Origin of the sequence: Mycobacterium bourgelatii (assembly GCF_010723575.1) — a bacterium.
Taxonomy (GTDB): Bacteria; Actinomycetota; Actinomycetes; order Mycobacteriales; family Mycobacteriaceae; genus Mycobacterium; species Mycobacterium bourgelatii.
Map to the genome: position 1 here is coordinate 386,620 of NZ_BLKZ01000002.1, position 16,156 is coordinate 402,775.

The 16,156-nt window shown below is 66.9% G+C and carries 15 protein-coding genes; 8 read left to right on the plus strand and 7 right to left on the minus strand.

Annotated features, from left to right (window positions below; translation table 11 throughout):
* Positions 1 to 24: 24 nt before the first annotated feature.
* The gene (locus G6N68_RS26835) at positions 25 to 1,077 is read right to left on the minus strand and encodes a phosphotransferase family protein (RefSeq protein WP_163719216.1); all 1,053 of its coding nucleotides are present in this window, start codon (positions 1,075 to 1,077) and stop codon (positions 25 to 27) included.
* Between the two features lie 25 nt (positions 1,078 to 1,102).
* A complete protein-coding gene (locus tag G6N68_RS26840; protein WP_163719217.1) occupies positions 1,103 to 1,711 on the minus strand; it encodes a histidine phosphatase family protein in 609 nt (202 codons plus the stop codon).
* An 83-nt stretch (positions 1,712 to 1,794) separates the two neighbouring features.
* Here G6N68_RS26840 and G6N68_RS26845 point away from each other — a divergent pair, with 83 nt between their 5' ends.
* The 5 genes from G6N68_RS26845 to G6N68_RS26865 are packed head-to-tail and all read left to right on the plus strand — an operon-like array spanning position 1,795 to position 6,474.
* Positions 1,795 to 2,811 (plus strand): phosphotransferase family protein, encoded by a 1,017-nt coding sequence (locus G6N68_RS26845; RefSeq protein WP_163719218.1) that lies wholly within the window; start codon positions 1,795 to 1,797, stop codon positions 2,809 to 2,811.
* A gap of 1 nt (position 2,812) precedes the next feature.
* Positions 2,813 to 3,577, plus strand: a complete 765-nt coding sequence (locus tag G6N68_RS26850) for an SDR family NAD(P)-dependent oxidoreductase (RefSeq protein ID WP_163719219.1) — start codon at positions 2,813 to 2,815, stop codon at positions 3,575 to 3,577.
* A 16-nt stretch (positions 3,578 to 3,593) separates the two neighbouring features.
* Positions 3,594 to 4,895, plus strand: coding sequence for an acyl-CoA dehydrogenase family protein (locus tag G6N68_RS26855; protein WP_163719220.1), 1,302 nt, complete (start codon positions 3,594 to 3,596; stop codon positions 4,893 to 4,895).
* Between the two features lie 2 nt (positions 4,896 to 4,897).
* On the plus strand, positions 4,898 to 5,509 hold the full coding sequence (locus G6N68_RS26860) for a TetR/AcrR family transcriptional regulator (protein ID WP_163719221.1): 612 nt from the start codon (positions 4,898 to 4,900) through the stop codon (positions 5,507 to 5,509).
* Positions 5,509 to 6,474: an NADPH:quinone oxidoreductase family protein gene (locus G6N68_RS26865; protein ID WP_163719222.1), complete on the plus strand. Its 966-nt coding sequence runs from the start codon at positions 5,509 to 5,511 to the stop codon at positions 6,472 to 6,474. Before G6N68_RS26860 ends, G6N68_RS26865 begins: the two co-directional genes overlap by 1 nt.
* 227 nt (positions 6,475 to 6,701) lie before the next feature.
* Here the strand turns inward: G6N68_RS26865 and G6N68_RS26870 are convergent, their stop codons facing one another.
* Positions 6,702 to 8,582: an alkyl/aryl-sulfatase gene (locus tag G6N68_RS26870; RefSeq protein ID WP_163719972.1), complete on the minus strand. Its 1,881-nt coding sequence runs from the start codon at positions 8,580 to 8,582 to the stop codon at positions 6,702 to 6,704.
* Positions 8,583 to 8,744: 162 nt separating this feature from the next.
* Here G6N68_RS26870 and G6N68_RS26875 point away from each other — a divergent pair, with 162 nt between their 5' ends.
* Positions 8,745 to 9,203: a lipoprotein LpqH gene (locus tag G6N68_RS26875; RefSeq protein ID WP_163719223.1), complete on the plus strand. Its 459-nt coding sequence runs from the start codon at positions 8,745 to 8,747 to the stop codon at positions 9,201 to 9,203.
* Positions 9,204 to 9,207: 4 nt separating this feature from the next.
* Here the strand turns inward: G6N68_RS26875 and G6N68_RS26880 are convergent, their stop codons facing one another.
* From G6N68_RS26880 to G6N68_RS26900, 4 genes are all read right to left on the minus strand, one after another.
* Positions 9,208 to 10,704 carry a sensor histidine kinase gene (locus G6N68_RS26880; RefSeq protein ID WP_163719224.1) on the minus strand — a complete coding sequence of 499 codons (1,497 nt, stop codon included), beginning with the start codon at positions 10,702 to 10,704 and terminating at the stop codon, positions 9,208 to 9,210.
* On the minus strand, positions 10,682 to 11,386 hold the full coding sequence (gene tcrX / locus G6N68_RS26885; protein WP_163719974.1) for a two-component system response regulator TcrX: 705 nt from the start codon (positions 11,384 to 11,386) through the stop codon (positions 10,682 to 10,684). The genes G6N68_RS26880 and tcrX overlap by 23 nt, the downstream gene beginning before the upstream one ends.
* 342 nt (positions 11,387 to 11,728) lie before the next feature.
* Complete coding sequence (locus G6N68_RS31225) at positions 11,729 to 11,941, minus strand: hypothetical protein (RefSeq protein WP_163719226.1); 213 nt, start codon at positions 11,939 to 11,941, stop codon at positions 11,729 to 11,731.
* Between the two features lie 119 nt (positions 11,942 to 12,060).
* Positions 12,061 to 12,432 carry an MmcQ/YjbR family DNA-binding protein gene (locus G6N68_RS26900; RefSeq protein ID WP_163719975.1) on the minus strand — a complete coding sequence of 124 codons (372 nt, stop codon included), beginning with the start codon at positions 12,430 to 12,432 and terminating at the stop codon, positions 12,061 to 12,063.
* 121 nt (positions 12,433 to 12,553) lie between these two features.
* Between G6N68_RS26900 and G6N68_RS26905 the strand changes: the two genes are divergently transcribed.
* The gene (locus G6N68_RS26905; RefSeq protein ID WP_205351528.1) at positions 12,554 to 13,387 is read left to right on the plus strand and encodes a hypothetical protein; all 834 of its coding nucleotides are present in this window, start codon (positions 12,554 to 12,556) and stop codon (positions 13,385 to 13,387) included.
* A gap of 198 nt (positions 13,388 to 13,585) precedes the next feature.
* Positions 13,586 to 16,153 carry a PE family protein gene (locus tag G6N68_RS31920; RefSeq protein ID WP_240355931.1) on the plus strand — a complete coding sequence of 856 codons (2,568 nt, stop codon included), beginning with the start codon at positions 13,586 to 13,588 and terminating at the stop codon, positions 16,151 to 16,153.
* The last annotated feature ends 3 nt before the right edge of the window (positions 16,154 to 16,156 follow it).

A 16,156-nucleotide genomic window follows, 5' to 3' on the forward strand; every position in this document is an offset into this window, starting at 1 on the left:
GCCTACAGCGGCTAGCGAGAGCGGCTAGCTGCGCGGCTTGGCCATCTCGGCGAGGCCGCGGGAGATCAGTGGCGCCACCACTTCCGCCGCCATGTCGTACTCCGCGTCCCTCCCGGCCGCCTGCTCCGCCATGCGGTGCCGGAACTCGATACCCGCGGCGATGATGGCGAGCTTGAAATACGCCAGCGCCATGTAGAATTCCCAGTAGCCCAGCGAGTGCCCGGACACCAGCGAGTAGCGGTCCGCGAGTTCGTCGGGCGTCGGCAACAGGGGCGAGGTCCAGGCGGCCTGCGCGTTGACGATCAGGTCCAACGCGGGGTCGCGGTACACGCACATCAGGGCGGCGTCACTGAGCGGGTCGCCCAGCGTCGAAAGCTCCCAGTCGACCACCGCACGAACCAGCGTCGGGTCGTCCTTGTCCAGGATGGTGTTGTCGATCCGGTAGTCCCCGTGCACGATTGCCGACCGGCTCTGCTGCGGAATCGCTTCCTGCAGTGCCGAACGCAGTCGCGCGACGTCGTTGTCGCGATGGTCGTCGGGCAACCGCACCAGGTCCCACTGCGAGCCCCAGCGACGCACCTGCCGCTCCAGATAGCCGTTGGGTTTACCGAAGTCGCTCAGCCCGACGGCATTTGGATCAATGGTGTGCAGATCGACCAGCACGCGGATCAGCGCATCGACGCAACCGTGGATGGCGGAGCGGCTGAACGCCTCGAGTTGGCCGCGTCGCCGCACCACCTGCCCGTCGACGAACTCGACGATCTGAAACGGCGCACCCAGCACCGCGTCGTCGTCACACAGGGCGATCGTGCGCGCCACCGGGACGGGCGTGTCCTGTAGCGCGGCAACGACTTTGTACTCGCGGGCCATGTCGTGCGCGGACGGCGTCAGCCCGTGCAGCGGCGGACGGCGCACCAGCCAACTCGTCGCATCGTCATGAACACGGAACGTCAGATTGGAGCGTCCACCCGAGATCAGCTCGCCGCGAAGCTCGCCCGCGCGCTCGATGCCGAGGGAAGCCAAGTACCCGTCCAGTGCGGCCAGATCGAGGCCGTCGAGGCGGTCAGTCGAGGTCACCGCATATTCCTATCACCGTTGACAGCTACCACCTTTGATTCCTTGGCAGCAAATCCCAAACATGTTCGGTCGAGTTCACCGTCGCCACCGTCGCCTGCCCGGAACGGGAGAACAACAAGCGGGTCACCGAGGCGTAGTCGATGGGAAACGACAACAGCCGCGCCGTACCGAGAATCTCGTGCAGAATCACGTTAATCACCCCGCCGTGGCTGAACGCGGCAACCGTCTCGTCGGCGCCGGCGGACGCCACCAGGTCGTCGATCGCCGCGCGCACCCGCGCCCGAAAGGCGTCCTCGTCGACCGCGCTGGGCAGGTGCCCCTGGGCCATCCTTGCCCACTCCTCGGGGAACTCCTGACGGATCTGTTCCACCGGGATGTAGGCCGGCAGGTTGCGGTCGTATTCGGCCAACCGGTCGTCGATGTCGATGGTCAACCCCCGCGCGGCCGCCACCGGTTCGGCGGTCTGGACGGCGCGCCGCTGCGGGCTGCTCACCACGCGAGAGATGGGAAACCGCGCGAGCGCCTCGGGTAACCGTGCGATCTGCTCCAGTCCGGCATCGGACAGATGGGGGTCGGAACCTTCGCCGTGATCGCTGCGCAAGGGAAGCGCATGGCGGACCAGAAGAAGTTGCATGGGCTAAGCGTCGCATGACCGGTGGACGGCGTCGCACCAGACGGGAGAATGTTATTCTCCGTACGGAGATTGGGGTGTGCGCAATGGACGCGGTAGCGCTCGGACGTTGGCTGGACGCCGAAAAGGCCCCGGGCAGTGGCGAACAGCCGGTGCTCGAGCAACTGAGTGGCGGATCGCAAAACACCCTCTACCTGATCACTCGCGGCGACGAGCGCATGGTGCTGCGAATGCCCGGACCCCGCGCTGACGCCGCGCGAATCGACGGGTTGCTGCGCGAGATCCGCTTGGTGCGGGCATTGTCAGGCACCGATGTGCCGCACGCCGAGCTGATCGCGGCCGACGAGTCCGGCTCGGTGCTGGGCATGCCGTTCTACGTGATGCGGGCGATCGACGGATGGAGCCCGATGGACGGCGGATGGCGGGCCCCGTTCGATACCGACCTAGCCGCACGGCGCGGGCTGGCTTTCGAACTCGTCGGCGGCGCGGCCAAGTTGGGCCGGGTGGACTGGCGCGCCCAAGGCCTCGAAGGCTTCGGCCGTCCGGACGGATTCCACGAGCGCCAGGTCGACCGCTGGCTGAAGTTCCTCGACGCCTACCGGGTGCGCGATCTCCCAGGTCTGGACGAGGCGTCGGAGTGGCTGCGCCGCAACCGTCCCGACCACTACACGCCGGGCATCATGCACGGCGACTACCAGTTCGCCAATGTCATGTTCGCGCACGGGGAACCGGCGCGGCTGGCCGCGATCGTCGATTGGGAGATGACCACGGTCGGTGACCCGCTGCTGGATCTGGCCTGGGCGCTGTTGGGTTACGACGGTGAGGAGCCCCGCGCCGACGGGTTCTATCTGGACATGCGCGGTATGCCGACGCGCAGTGAATTGCTGCAGCACTACGAGAGCATCAGCGGTTTATCCACCGAGAACATCGACTACTACCTGGTGCTGGCGAACTGGAAGCTGGGGATCGTGTTGGAGAAAACGTACGCAGCCGGTGTGCGCACCGGAAAAGTGGATCCCAAGATCACCGACGCATTCGGGCCGATGATCCTGCAGCTCATCGCCACTGCCGCCGAACTCGCTCGATCGACCAAGGGGCGCTGAAATGGGTTATGCCGACCAGCTTTTCGACCTCACCGATCGGGTGGTGCTGATCACCGGCGGCAGCCGCGGGTTGGGCCGGGAGATGGCGTTCGCGGCGGCCCGGTGCGGGGCCGACGTGGTGATCGCCAGCCGCAAGATGGACAACTGCGTGGCCACGGCCAAGGAGATCGAGGCCGAGACCGGACGCACCGCCATGCCCTACCAGGTGCACGTGGGCCGCTGGGAGCAACTCGACGGCCTGGTCGACGCGGTCTACGAAAAGTTCGGCAAGGTCGACACTTTGATCAACAACGCCGGCATGCAACCGCTCTACGACAAGCTGAGCAACGTCAGCGAGAAACTGTTCGACGCGATCCTCAATCTCAACTTCAAGGGCCCGTTTCGACTTTCGGCGCTGGTGGGCGAACGGATGGTGGCGGCTGGGCGCGGATCCATCATCAACGTGAGTTCGGCGGGGTCGTTGCGCCCAAGTCCCGACATCGTCCCCTATGCGTCGGCAAAGGCTGCACTCAATGCGATGACCGAGGGGATGGCCCGAGCATTCGGACCTACCGTCCGGGTCAACACCTTGATGGCCGGCCCCTTCCTGACCGACGTCAGCAAAGCCTGGAACCTCGAGCAGGACACCACCAACAGGTTCGCGCACCTCTCGCTGCAGCGCGCCGGCAACCCGGCCGAAATCGTCGGCGCCGCGTTGTTTTTGGCGTCCGACGCGTCCAGCTTCACCACCGGCTCCATCGTGCGGGCCGACGGCGGAATCCCGTAACGACAGGAGTAACGAAATGCCTTGGGACTTTTCCACCGAACCGGAGTTCGAGAAGAAACTCGAATGGGTCCGCGAATTCGTGCGGGAAGAGGTGGAGCCACTGGAAGTGCTGTTCCCGGGATGCGAATTCCTGCCGCTCAACGAGGAACGACGCCGCATCGTCGATCCGCTCAAGCAGCAGGTGCGCGACCAGGGTTTGTGGGCGCCACATCTGGGACCCGAGTTGGGCGGGCAGGGTTTTGGTGCGGTCAAGCTGACGCTGATCAACGAGATCCTGGGCCGTAGCCCGTGGGCGTCCATCGTTTTCGGTACCCAGGCCCCCGACACCGGCAACGCGGAGATCCTGGCCCGGTTCGGCACCCAGGAGCAGAAGGACCGCTATCTGGCAGGACTGTTGTCCGGGGAGATCTTCTCCTGTTTCTCGATGACCGAACCCCAAGGTGGTTCCGACCCAAGGGTTTTCAAGACCCAAGCCGTGCGGGACGGTGACGACTGGGTGATCACCGGGCGAAAGTTCTTCTCGTCCAACGCTTCCGTCGCGTCGTTCTTCATCGTGGTCGCCATCACCGATCCCGACGTGCCCGTCCATCGCGGCGCCTCGACGTTCCTGGTCCCGGCCGGTGCCGAGGGACTGACCATCGAAGCCGACTACCACCTCGTCGGAGCGGACGCGCACGAACCCGGCCACTCCCTGGTGCGCTACGACGGCGTGCGGGTGGGTCCGGACGCGCTGCTCGGCGAGCCGGGCCAGGGCTTCCTGATCCTGCAGACCCGACTGGCCGGCGGGCGACTACATCACGCGATGCGGTCGATCGGGGTCGCGCAGCGGGCCGTCGAGATGATGTCGCGGCGCGCGAAAAGCCGGTTCACCCAGGGCAGTCCGCTGGCCGACAAGCAGTTGGTGCAGGAGTTCATCGCCGACTCGTACACCGAGTTGATCCCGTTCCGACTCACCGTGCTGCACGCCGCCTGGCTGATCGACAACGGCCACGAACAGGCCGCGCGCACCGAGATCGCGGCGTGCAAGATCCTGGCGTCGCAAGTGCTCAAGTCGATCGCATTGCGCGCCATCCAAGTCCACGGTGCGCTCGGGCTCACCGATCAACTGCCCCTGGTCAATGCGCTGCTCGGCGGCATCGCGCTCGGCCTGGCCGACGGGCCGACCGAGGCACACAAGGTCAACCTGGCCAAGATGCTGCTCAGGGGTTATGACGCCGAGGACGCGGAATGGCCAAGCGAACTGCGCGATGTCCGTCGCGAGGCCGCCCGCAAGAAGTACGGCGACCTCGTCGATCGTGTGCCGGCACTGCCTGATTAGCCATGAACAGCAGGGTCATTGCGGCCGTCGAACGCGCACTCGACGACCGTCACCGCGGCGCCACCGAGGAGGTGGAACGCATCCTGGCGGCGGCGGTACGGGTAATGGAACGGGTGGCGCCCGAGCCGCCGCGGGTGAGCGACATCGTCGCCGAAGCGGGCTCGTCGAACAAGGCGTTCTACCGGTATTTTGCGGGCAAGGACGACCTCATCCTGGCCGTCATGGAACGCGGGGTGGCGATCGTCGTGTCGTACCTCGAGCACCAAATGGCCAAGGAGTCCCGGCCACAGGACAAGGTGGCGCGCTGGATCGAAGGCACCCTGGCCCAGGTTGCCGACCCGCACCTGCTGAGCATGAGCCGGGCGGCCGCGGGACAACTGACCGGCGCCACCGGAGGGGGCACCGCCTCCCAGGAGATGATGCGGCCGCTGCGGGATCTGCTTGTCGAGCCGATCACGGAGTTGGGCAGCGACGACGTCGATCGCGATGTCGAGGCCGTCTTCGGCTGCACGACGGCAACCATGCGACGATACGTGGGCTCGACCGACCGTCCTGCGCCGGCGGATATCGAGCATCTGGTGCGATTCTGCTTACGCGGGTTGGGAGTTGATTGATGCATGCGATCGTCTGCCGTGCCTACGGGCCGCCAGAGGACCTGGTCCTCGACGAGGTTGACGACCCCGTGGCCGGTCCCGGCCAGGTGCTGGTCCGGGTGCACGCGGCGGCGGTCAATTTTCCCGACGTTCTTTTCATCGCGGGCAAGTACCAGGTCAAGATTCCGCCGCCGTTCATACCTGGCAATGAGATCGCCGGTGAAGTGATCGCCGCGGGCGAGGGTGCATCGTTCCAGCCGGGCCAGCGGGTGTTCGGCACCACGTTCGGTGCGTTCGCCGAATTGGCGCTGCTCGAGTCGAGCGTGGCGACGCCGCTGCCCGACGACGCCGACTTCGCCTCGGGGGCGGCGTTCGGCGTCACCTACCGCACCGCCTACCACGCGCTGCGCTCCACCGCCGGTGTGGCGGCCGGGGATTGGGTCGTCGTTCTGGGCGCGGCGGGCGGGGTGGGTCTGGCGGCCGTCGATCTTGCGGTGGCCCTTGGCGCGCGTGTGCTGGCGGCGGCTTCCAGCCCGGAAAAACTCGAGTTGTGCCGGCAGCGTGGGGCCGAAGCGACCGTCGACTACGACCGCGAGGATCTGAAGTCACGCATTCGGGAGCTCACCGGAGACAGCGCCCGGGTGGTCATCGACCCGGTCGGCGGTAAGTATGCGGAGCCGGCGTTGCGCGGTCTGGCACGCGGCGGGACGTTCGTCACCCTTGGCTATGCGGCCGGCAGCATCCCGGCGATTCCCCTCAATCTTGTTCTGCTCAAGGACCTTACGGTGCGCGGCATGGAGATTCGCACGTTCATGGCCGAGCATCCGGACGAGTACGCGCGTGACATCGAAGAGTTGTCGCACCTGTTCACCGCCGGCAAGGTGCGCCCGTACATCGGCGCCCGCTTTCCGCTGGCGGAAACACCCGCGGCGCTGCGCTATGTAGCCGAGCGCAAAGTGCTCGGCAAGGTAGTCATCGACGTCTAGGTGTGTGCGCGTCACCGCGCGTTAGATGCGCGGTCGATGCGCGTCGAATGTGTGGCCTGCGCACCATCTTCCGCGATTCCAGGGCCATAGGCCACACGCTGGGCGAAGGCCGCGGCGGTCGATGCGCGCCGAACGTGCGCCCTACGCACCAACTTCCGCGATTCCGGGGCCACAGGCCACACACTCGGCGACAGCGGCGACCTCGGCGACAGCGGCAAAGCCTCAGCCTACGGCGTCACGATGTTGAAGTTGGGGTCCGGCGCATCGAGCACACCAATCAGCGACTGCAGCGCGGACTGGTCGCCGGTGATCTCGAGTCCGGGCGAATCCAAGTCGCCGAATACCACGCCGAGCAGCCGAAACTTGCTGGCCAGCTTGACCGTAACCGTCGCGGTCGCCGCATCCGCGGCCACCTTCCGGTGGACCAGCACACCGTTACGCAAAGCCAAACGGTAGTTGGCGTCGAGATCGGCGAACGTGATGTCGATGGCGATGTCGAGGTCCCAGGCGCGGGGGCCGTTGATCCGGATCGCGAGGCTGTCGAAGATCTGATCCGGGGTCAGCTGCATAAGCATGCTTGGCGAGGTGGCCTGCGTCGCCGTGCCAAAGTTACCCTCGCGCAGTTCGGTTGCACCGCTGAGGAAGAAATTGCGCCACGTCGCGTTCTCGGCGCCGTACGCGAGCTGCTCCAAGGTGTCCGCATACAACGTCCGGGCGGCGGAATGCTCGGCGTCGGTGAACATCGCGTGGTCGAGAAGGGTTGCCGCCCAACGGAAGTCGCCCGAGTCGAAGGCCGCTTGCGCGAGCTCGACGACCCGGTCGAGACCACCCAGCGCCTCGACGTAACGCGGGCCCAGCGCCTCCGGCGGATGCGGCCACAGCCGACCCGGGTTGCCGTCGAACCAACCCATGTAGCGCTGATAGACCGCCTTCACGTTGTGGCTGACCGAACCGTAGTAACCCCGGGTGTGCCAGGCCCGTTCCAACGCCGGGGGCATCTGGAACTGCTCGGCGATCTCCACCCCCGTGTAACCCTGATTGAGCAACCGCAGTGTCTGGTCATGCAGGTACGCATAGAGATCGCGCTGCAGCGACAGGAATTCGACGATGCGCTCCCGCCCCCACGTCGGCCAGTGATGGGACGCAAAGACCACATCGGCACGGTCGGCGAAGGTGTCGATCGCCTCGGTGAGGTAGCCCGACCACGCATGCGGGTCACGCACCAACGCACCGCGCAGCGTCAGCAGGTTGTGCAGATTGTGGGTGGCGTTCTCGGCCATGCACAACGCGCGGAAGCGCGGGAAGTAGAAGTGCATCTCGGCGGGCGCCTCGGTGCCCGGCGCCATCTGGAATTCGATCTCCACGCCGTCGATCGTGTGCGTCTCGCCGGTGGTCCGGATGTCGATGGTCGGCACGATGATCCCCACCTCGCCGGTGGACGGGGTCTGGCCGAGCCCGCAACCCACCTGCCCCTGCGGCCCCCGGTCGAGCACCGTGCCGTACATGTAGGTGGCGCGTCGCGCCATCGCCGGACCCGCGTACACGTTCTCCTGGATGGCGTGCGCGGTAAAGCCTTCCGGCGCCAGCACGCTCACCTTGCCGGCATCCACATCCGCCTGGGTGGTCACGCCCAGTACGCCACCGAAATGGTCGACGTGACTGTGGGTGTAGATCACCGCGACGACGGGCCGGTCCGCACCCCGGTGCTCGCGATAGAGGGCCAACGCCGCGGCGGCTACCTCAGTCGAAACCAGCGGGTCAATCACGATGATCCCGGTGTCACCTTCGATGAAGGTGATGTTGGAAAGGTCGAAGCCGCGAACCTGGTAAATGCCGGGCACCACTTCGTAGAGACCTTGTTTGGCGGCCAGCGTCGATTGCCGCCACAGGCTGGGATGCACCGAGGTCGGCGCGGGACCGTCCAGGAATGAATACACGTCGTTGTCCCACACCACGCGCCCGTCGGCCGCCTTGATGACGCACGGCGACAAGGACGCGATGAATCCACGATCGGCGTCGTCGAAATCCCTTGTGTCATCGAAAGGTAGCGCGTACTGGCCATGTGCCGACTCGATGGCCGCAGTGGGAGGTTTCTGGTTCACCGGCAATACTTTGCCATTCCAAGCGCCGCGGCGGAATGATTCCGACACGACGTGAATTGCCGAAGCAAAATTCGGCCTTTTTGTACCTAGATCTTCGGTCGAACAGGTCGCATACTGCCGAAGCGGTCTGCAAAGCCGCGGATCGCTCTAACGGGCAAAGGAGCAGAGGTGAAGCGTGGACTGACGGTTTCGGTTGCCGCGGCAGCGATCTTGGCCGCGGGTCTTTCCGGTTGTTCGGGCAACGAGTCGAGCGACGGCGGTGCCACCTCGGTAGGTTCCGGCGGCGGCGTCACGAAGGTCCTCGTCGACGGAAAAGAGCAGACCGTCTCGGGCGCGGTTACCTGCTCCTCAGCGGCGGGCAACGTCAACATCTCTATCGGCGCACGAGAGGCCGGAGTTGCCGCGGTGCTCACCGACACCACTCCTCCTGAAGTCAAGTCAGTGGGACTCGGCACCGTCGAGGGCGTCGCCTTGAACTTCATCGCCGGAACCGGCGAAGGAGACGCCTCGGCAACCAGGAATGGCAGCCAGTACAAGATCACCGGGACGGCGGTCGGAGTGGACGCGTCCAACCCGACGGAGGGTGTGGTGAAGAAGCCCTTCGAAATCGACGTGAACTGCCCGTAACCGCTTAGGAACTGGCGGCGGACGGTTGGCTGCCATTGCGCGGCAACCGCACCGCGAACTCGGTATGACCGGGTGAGCTGTTCAGCGTGATCGTTCCGTGGTGTGCCTTCACCACGGCGGACACGATCGCCAGGCCCAGGCCCGTGCTGCCGCCCTTGCGGGATCGTGAAGTATCGCCGCGGGCGAACCGCTCGAACACTTCTGATTGTTTTTCTTTGGGAATGCCGGGCCCGTTGTCGATGACCTGAAGTACGACGTTTTCCGGCTCGGTGGACAGGCGCGTCGTCACGACGGTGCCGGCGGCGGTGTGCACGCGGGCGTTGGCCAGCAGATTCGTCACCACCTGATGCAACCGCGCGGCATCCCCGGTGACCGTCACCGGTTCCGGCGGCAAGTCCAACTCCCATTCGTGATCGGGCCCGGCGACGTGCGCGTCGCTCACGGCGTCGACCGCCAGTCGGGACATGTCGACGTCTTCTCGCTCCAGCGGGCGCCCCGAGTCCAGACGCGCCAGCAGCAGCAGATCTTCGACCAGGTGGGTGATCCGGGCGGTCTCGGACGCCACCCGACTCATGGCATGCGCCACCGCCTCCCGGTCGTCGCCCATCTTCTGCGCGAGTTCGGTGTAGCCGCGGATCGCGGCCAGCGGGGTGCGCAACTCATGGCTGGCATCGGCAACGAACTGGCGAACGCGGGTCTCGCTCTCCTGCCGTGTCGACAGGGCCGCGGCGATGTGGTCGAGCATGCGGTTCAATGCCGAACCGAGTTGGCCCACCTCGGTGGACGGATTCTCGTCGGGCACGCGCAGCGGCAGCTCGACCTCGCCGCGGTGCAGCGGAAGGTCGACGACCTTGGTCGCAGTCTGCGTGACACGCCGCAACGGCGCCAACGCCCGCCGGATGACCACGGCACTGGCCAGGATCGCGCCGGTGATCGCCACCAGCAGCACGATCACGAAGATGATCAGCATCCGGAACATGCCGGTGTCCACACCGGACATCGGCAGTCCCGTGACGATGATGTCGTCGCCGCTTCGGCTCGGAGTGCCAACGACGCGGTACCGGCCAATACCATCCAAATCCACGGTGACCGGCGAACGGCTACCCGCGACCGCCGCCAACTGTTCCTGGGCCTTCTCGGTCAATGCGGCTCGCGCGCCGGTGGTGGTCAGGTATCCGGCGTCAACGGTCTTCCCGTCACTGACCACCGCGCCGACCACCAGGGCCGGTTGACCCGGCGCATCGACAAAGCGTGGCCCCGGACCCGGCCTCGGTTCGTACCGCGGCGGACGGTTGGGCCGCTCCGGGTACATCAATGCGGAGCGGCTGCCGGTGCCCATGACATGTCCGTCCAGATGTGCCAGCAGCTGGCGGTAGAGCGCCAATTCGGTCACCGCGGTGATGCCGAGACACACTGCGGTGACGACGATGAGCTGCCCGACGAGAAGGCGGCGACGAAGCGACCAGCTGCGCTTGGTTTTAGCGGGCCGGCTTGAGGACATAGCCCGCGCCGCGCAGCGTGTGGATCATGGGTTCGCGACCGTTGTCGATCTTCTTGCGCAGGTACGAGATGTAAAGCTCGACAATGTTGGACCGGCCGCCGAAGTCGTAGCTCCACACCCGGTCGAGGATCTGAGCCTTGCTCAGCACTCGCTTGGCGTTGCGCATCATGAACCGCAGCAACTCGAATTCGGTGGACGTCAAAGAGATCGGTTCGCCGGCGCGGGTCACCTCGTGGCTGTCTTCGTCGAGCACCAGGTCCCCCACCACCAGCTGGGCCCCGCTGTCGACGGTCGCCACCCCGGTGCGCCGCAACAACGCCCGCAGCCGCAGCACCACTTCTTCGATGCTGAACGGCTTGGTGACGTAGTCGTCGCCGCCGGCAGTCAATCCCGCGATGCGATCTTCGACCGCGTCCTTGGCCGTCAACAGCAGGACGGGCAGGCCCGGATTCTCCTTGCGCAATTTATGCAGCACGTCCAGGCCGCTCATGTCGGGCAGCATCACGTCGAGCACGACGACGTCGGGACGCTCGGACCGGGCCGCCGAGATGGCCGATGCGCCGTCGCCCGCAGTGGCGATGTTCCACCCTTCGTAGCGCAGTGCCATCGACACCATTTCGGCGAGAACGGGCTCGTCGTCGACAACCAGCACGGTGATAGGTTGGCCGTCGGAACGGCACATGACGACGCGCTCGACTGAGGTTCTGGGAGCGGTCACGGCTTCCAGTATCCGTAGATCGCTAAGGCAAAGCTATGCCAAACCTATGTGCAACCTGTGAAGCCGCGTGACTGGTTTAGTCACGCGGCCCCACATCTCGGGTGTGTCTGGCGTTAGTACCAGTTCCGCCTGCCGGCGACCGGCCGTCCCATGGACCCCAAGGCCCACATGACGACACCGATCACAAGCAAAACGATACCGAGTGTGGACAACAAGCTAATGCCGAACACAAGCCCGAGGATGAGCAAGAGCGCCCCGACGATAATCATGGTTTGTTTCCTTTTCTTTTACGGTGGGAGTTCACTTTTATTGCTTGGGTTGCGGCACATTCGGCTGATTGCAAGTGACCGCCGGGTTAAGCCCGTAATTCAACGGACCCGCTATCACTGTGGTAGCGATTGATGCCGTTGTACTGCAGTTGGACGGACCACTCTCGAAGTAGCCACGCTGCCAGGCTGCAAACACTCCGATCAACAACCACACCAGAACAATTGCGCCAATAATTCCACGCCCGCGCATCGTGACCTCCGTTGTGTCCGAGAAAGACTCCCGTGCGGCTAGTTTTGCCCATTGCACGCACGTCTAAACGCGCCAGGCCAAAATTCCTAATCGGCTTTTCCGGGGTCAGGCGCCGCGGGTCAAGCGCCCTCGACGTGGTGCGCAGCCAGCCACGCTGCGGCGCGCGTCTTCGAGGCGCGGGCCAGCCAGGCGTCCTGGATCAGCTCGGTCAATTCGGCGAGACCGATCTCGCCCAGCCGGCTGCCCCGCACCAGCACCGATAGATGACCGTCAAAGTGCGGGGTGGTGAAAAACGGCGATGAGTCGTCCTGGATCAGCGCCAGCTTGTCGCCCTCGGACTCCACCCACAGCATGATCACGTCGGGATAGCGTTCGCCGGTCGAGGGATCGGCGGCGTCGGGCTGCGGCGTTCGGAAGAACACGAACGACTTGCCGCCCACCTGGTAGATGGGGTTCCCCTTAGGCCCTTCCAAGCGCTTGACGTGCGGCATCGACGCGGCGATCCGGTGCACATCGTCGACCCGGGCGGGACGATCGGCGTTCCGGTTGGGCCCCTGCTTCGCCACACTGGGGACGATACCCAGGGGCGGCTGCGCCTGTAGCATGGGCGCCGTGCCCGACACATTGTTCGCCGATGTCTCGGAATACCAAGTGCCAGTGGATAATTCGTATCCATACCGGGTGCTGTCCATCCGCGTTTGCGACGGGACTTATCGGGATCATAATTTCGCGCGCAATTACGCGTGGATGCGTGCGGCATTGGACAGTGGACGACTGACATTCGGAATCGTGTACACCTACGTGCGCCCGAATTGGTTGGCCAATGCCAATACCGTGCGGTCCATGATCGACGCCAACGGCGGCTTGCACCCGCGGGTCGCGTTGATGCTCGATGTCGAATCAGGCGGCAATCCACCGGGCGACGGTTCGAGTTGGATCAACCAGTTGTATTGGAATTTGGCGGATTACGCGGGTTCGCGGGCACGGATCATCGGTTACGCCAACGCCTACGACTTCCATACCATGTGGCGGGTGCGCCCGGAAGGACTTCGCGTCATCGCAGCGGGCTATGGGTCCAACCCGAACCTGCCCGGTCAGGTCGCACACCAATACACCGACGGCTCGGGCTACAGCCCGAATCTGCCGCAGGGCTGTCCACCGTTCGGGCGGTGCGACATGAATTCGTCCGACGGGCTTACCCCGGAACAGTTCGCCGCCGCCTGCGGCATCACCACGAACGGAGGACCGCTGATGGCGCTCACCGATGACGAGCAAAGGGAGCTGCTGACCAAGGTCCGCGAGATCTGGGATCAACTACGCGGACCGGACGGCGCCGGGTGGCCGCAACTCGGCCAGAGCAGCGATGGCCAGAATCTGACGCCGGTCGATGCGATCGCTGCGATAAAGAAGGACTTGGAGAAGTCCAGCCGGCCGGATGGCGTCTGACGGGCCGCTGGTCTTTGTTGTCGCAAAGAGATCGAACGTGTTGAGCCTGTCGCCGCCATAACCCTCGCGTCCAGGGATGTTTTCTCTTACCGTTTCCAGCAACCCCTGCCGTGGTAAGTCTCCGTTGCCCTTCGACCGGCTGATTGAGCGGGACCATGCAAAGGGCTTGGCGTGTGCGACATGGTTAGGGGAATTCGGATGTCCTACGTGATCACAGCACCGGAACTGGTTGCAGCCGCCGCCGTTGACATGGCCGGAATCGGGGCGGCAGTCAACGCCGCCAACCAAACGGCCGAGGCCGCGACAACCCAGCTGATCGCGGCGGCCGGCGATGAGGTGTCAGCGGCAGTCGCGGCTCTGTTCGGGGCGCACGGCCAGCAATATCGGCTCATCAGCACGCAGGCAGCCGCGTTTCACGACCAGTTGATGCGCAGCGTGGCCGGTGCCGCCAATGCGTATGCGACGGCCGAAACCGCCAGCATCGATCAATTGCTGCTCGATGTGATCAACGCACCGACTCAAATCTTGTTTGGGCGCCAGTTGATCGGTCACGGCGCCGATGCCACCACACCGGGCGGCCGCGGCGGTGACGGCGGTCTGCTGTGGGGCAATGGCGGGCACGGCGCCACAGGTGCGCCGGGACAAGACGGGGGCGCGGGAGGGTCAGCAGGGTTGTTCGGCACCGGCGGCAACGGCGGGGCCGGCGGCGCCGGACTGGCCGGTGCAGCCGGGGCGCCCGGGATGGCTGGCGGTAATGGCGGCGCGGGCGGCGCCGGGGGGTTCTTCTTCGGTCAGGGCGGAGCGGGCGGGGCCGGTGGCGCGGGTGGCGCGGGCGGGGCTGGCGCGTCGGCTGCCGTGGGTACGGGCGCGGCCGGTGTTGCCGGCGGCGCCGGTGGGGCGGGAGGGCGCGGTGGCACCGGCGGCGCCCAGGGCTTGTTTTTCGGCCACGGCGGTCATGGTGGGACGGGCGGTGACGGCGGTCAAGGCGGCAACGGTGGCAACGGCGCCTCCGCCCCCAATGCAGCGGGCGGGGCTGGTGCCGCCGGCGGGGCCGGCGGGGCGGGCGGAGTCGGTGGGGCGGCGGGAACTGGGGGCGGCCTGGCGGGCGCGTCGGGCAACGGTGGACAGGGCGGCAACGGCGGCGACGGTGCCGTCGGCGCCGACACCACCGCCGTGCTCGGTAACGGCAACGGCACCAACGGCTTTGCCGGTGGCGCGGGTGGCGCCGGTGGCGCGGGGGGCAGCAGCGGTATTGGCGGCACCAACGGCACCGGCGGGCACGGTGGCTCCGGCGGGAACGGCGGGCGCGGTGCTGATGGCTCCAACATGGACTTGACGGGTGGCGACGGCGGCGCCGGAGGTCGAGGCGGCAACGCAGGTGCCGGCGGGACGGCCGGTACCGGCGGGGTGGGGGGCAGCGCCGGCTCGGCTGGCAACGGCGGTGACGGCGGCGCAGGAGGCGCCGGCGGGCAGGGGTTCAGCGATGGCGCCGGTACCGCCACCGGCGGCCAAGGCGGGCACGGTGGCGAGCCTGGCACCGGTGGCAACTCCGGCAACGGCGGTAAGGGCGGGGCTGGCGGCAATGCACTCAGCGAAGGTAGCGGGGACGCGATCGGGGGCGCTGGCGGGGCGGGTGCCAGCGGTGCGACCGGCGGGGACGGCGGTAGCGGCGGCAGCGCGGTCAACGGGGGTTCCGGGCACGCCGTCGGCGGTACTGCCGGGATCGGTGGTGACGGCACCGCCGGACGCGGCGGCAACGGCGGCAACGGCGGCAACGCGACAGCCAACGGCGCGGGGAACGCGATCGGCAGAAACGGTGCCGCCGGCGGCACCGGAACCACCGGCGGCGGCAACGGCGGTCACGGCGGCAACGCGACCAGCGGCGGCGGCGACGCGATCGGCGGAAACGGTGCCGCCGGTACCAGCGGCGCGACCGGCGGGGACGGCGGTAACGGCGGCAGCGCGACCGCCGGGAGCGGACAAGTCATTGCCGGTACCGCCGGGGTCGGCGGCAACGGCACCGCCGGGGGTGGCGGCAACGGCGGTAACGGGGGCGGGGCCACCAGTTTCAACTTCGGCTCGGCGTTCACCTTGGTGGGCGCTGACGGCGCCGCCGGCGGCACCGGAACCACCGCTGGCGGCAACGGCGGCAACGGCGGGAGCGCGTACCGAGACGGCGCGGGCGACGCAATTGGCGGCAAGGGCGGCAACGGCGGGGACGGCGGCAGCGGCGGCCACGGCGGCATGGGCGGAGACGCCGTCCGACTAGGTGCTTCCACCTGGACTGCGACAGCGGGCGATGGTGGGGGCGGTGGTAGCGGCTTCCAGGGCGCGGGAGGCAATGGTGGCAACGGCGGCTTTGCGGAAGGCGAGGGCTCGGGCGACGCGACCGGCGGACGCGGTGCCGCCGGCGGCACCGGAACGACCGGCGGCGGCAACGGCGGCAACGGCGGGGAGGGGAGAAGCCTCGGCACGGGCGACGCGATCGGCGGGGACGGCGGCAACGGCGGGGACGGCGGTAGCGGCGGCCACGGCGGCATGGGTGGAGCCGCCACTCTCCTCAACATTGTTCCCACCGCGACCGCGACGGCGGGCGATGGCGGGGACGGCGGCAGCGGCATCCAGGGCGCGGGAGGCGATGGTGGCGACGGCGGAACTGCGACCAGCCCCTCCCCACCACCGGGGAACGCCTTTGGCGGGACTGGCGGAACTGGGGGCACGGGGACACCCCCTGGCCAACCCGGCGCCCACGGAGCACCTCAGTAGCCC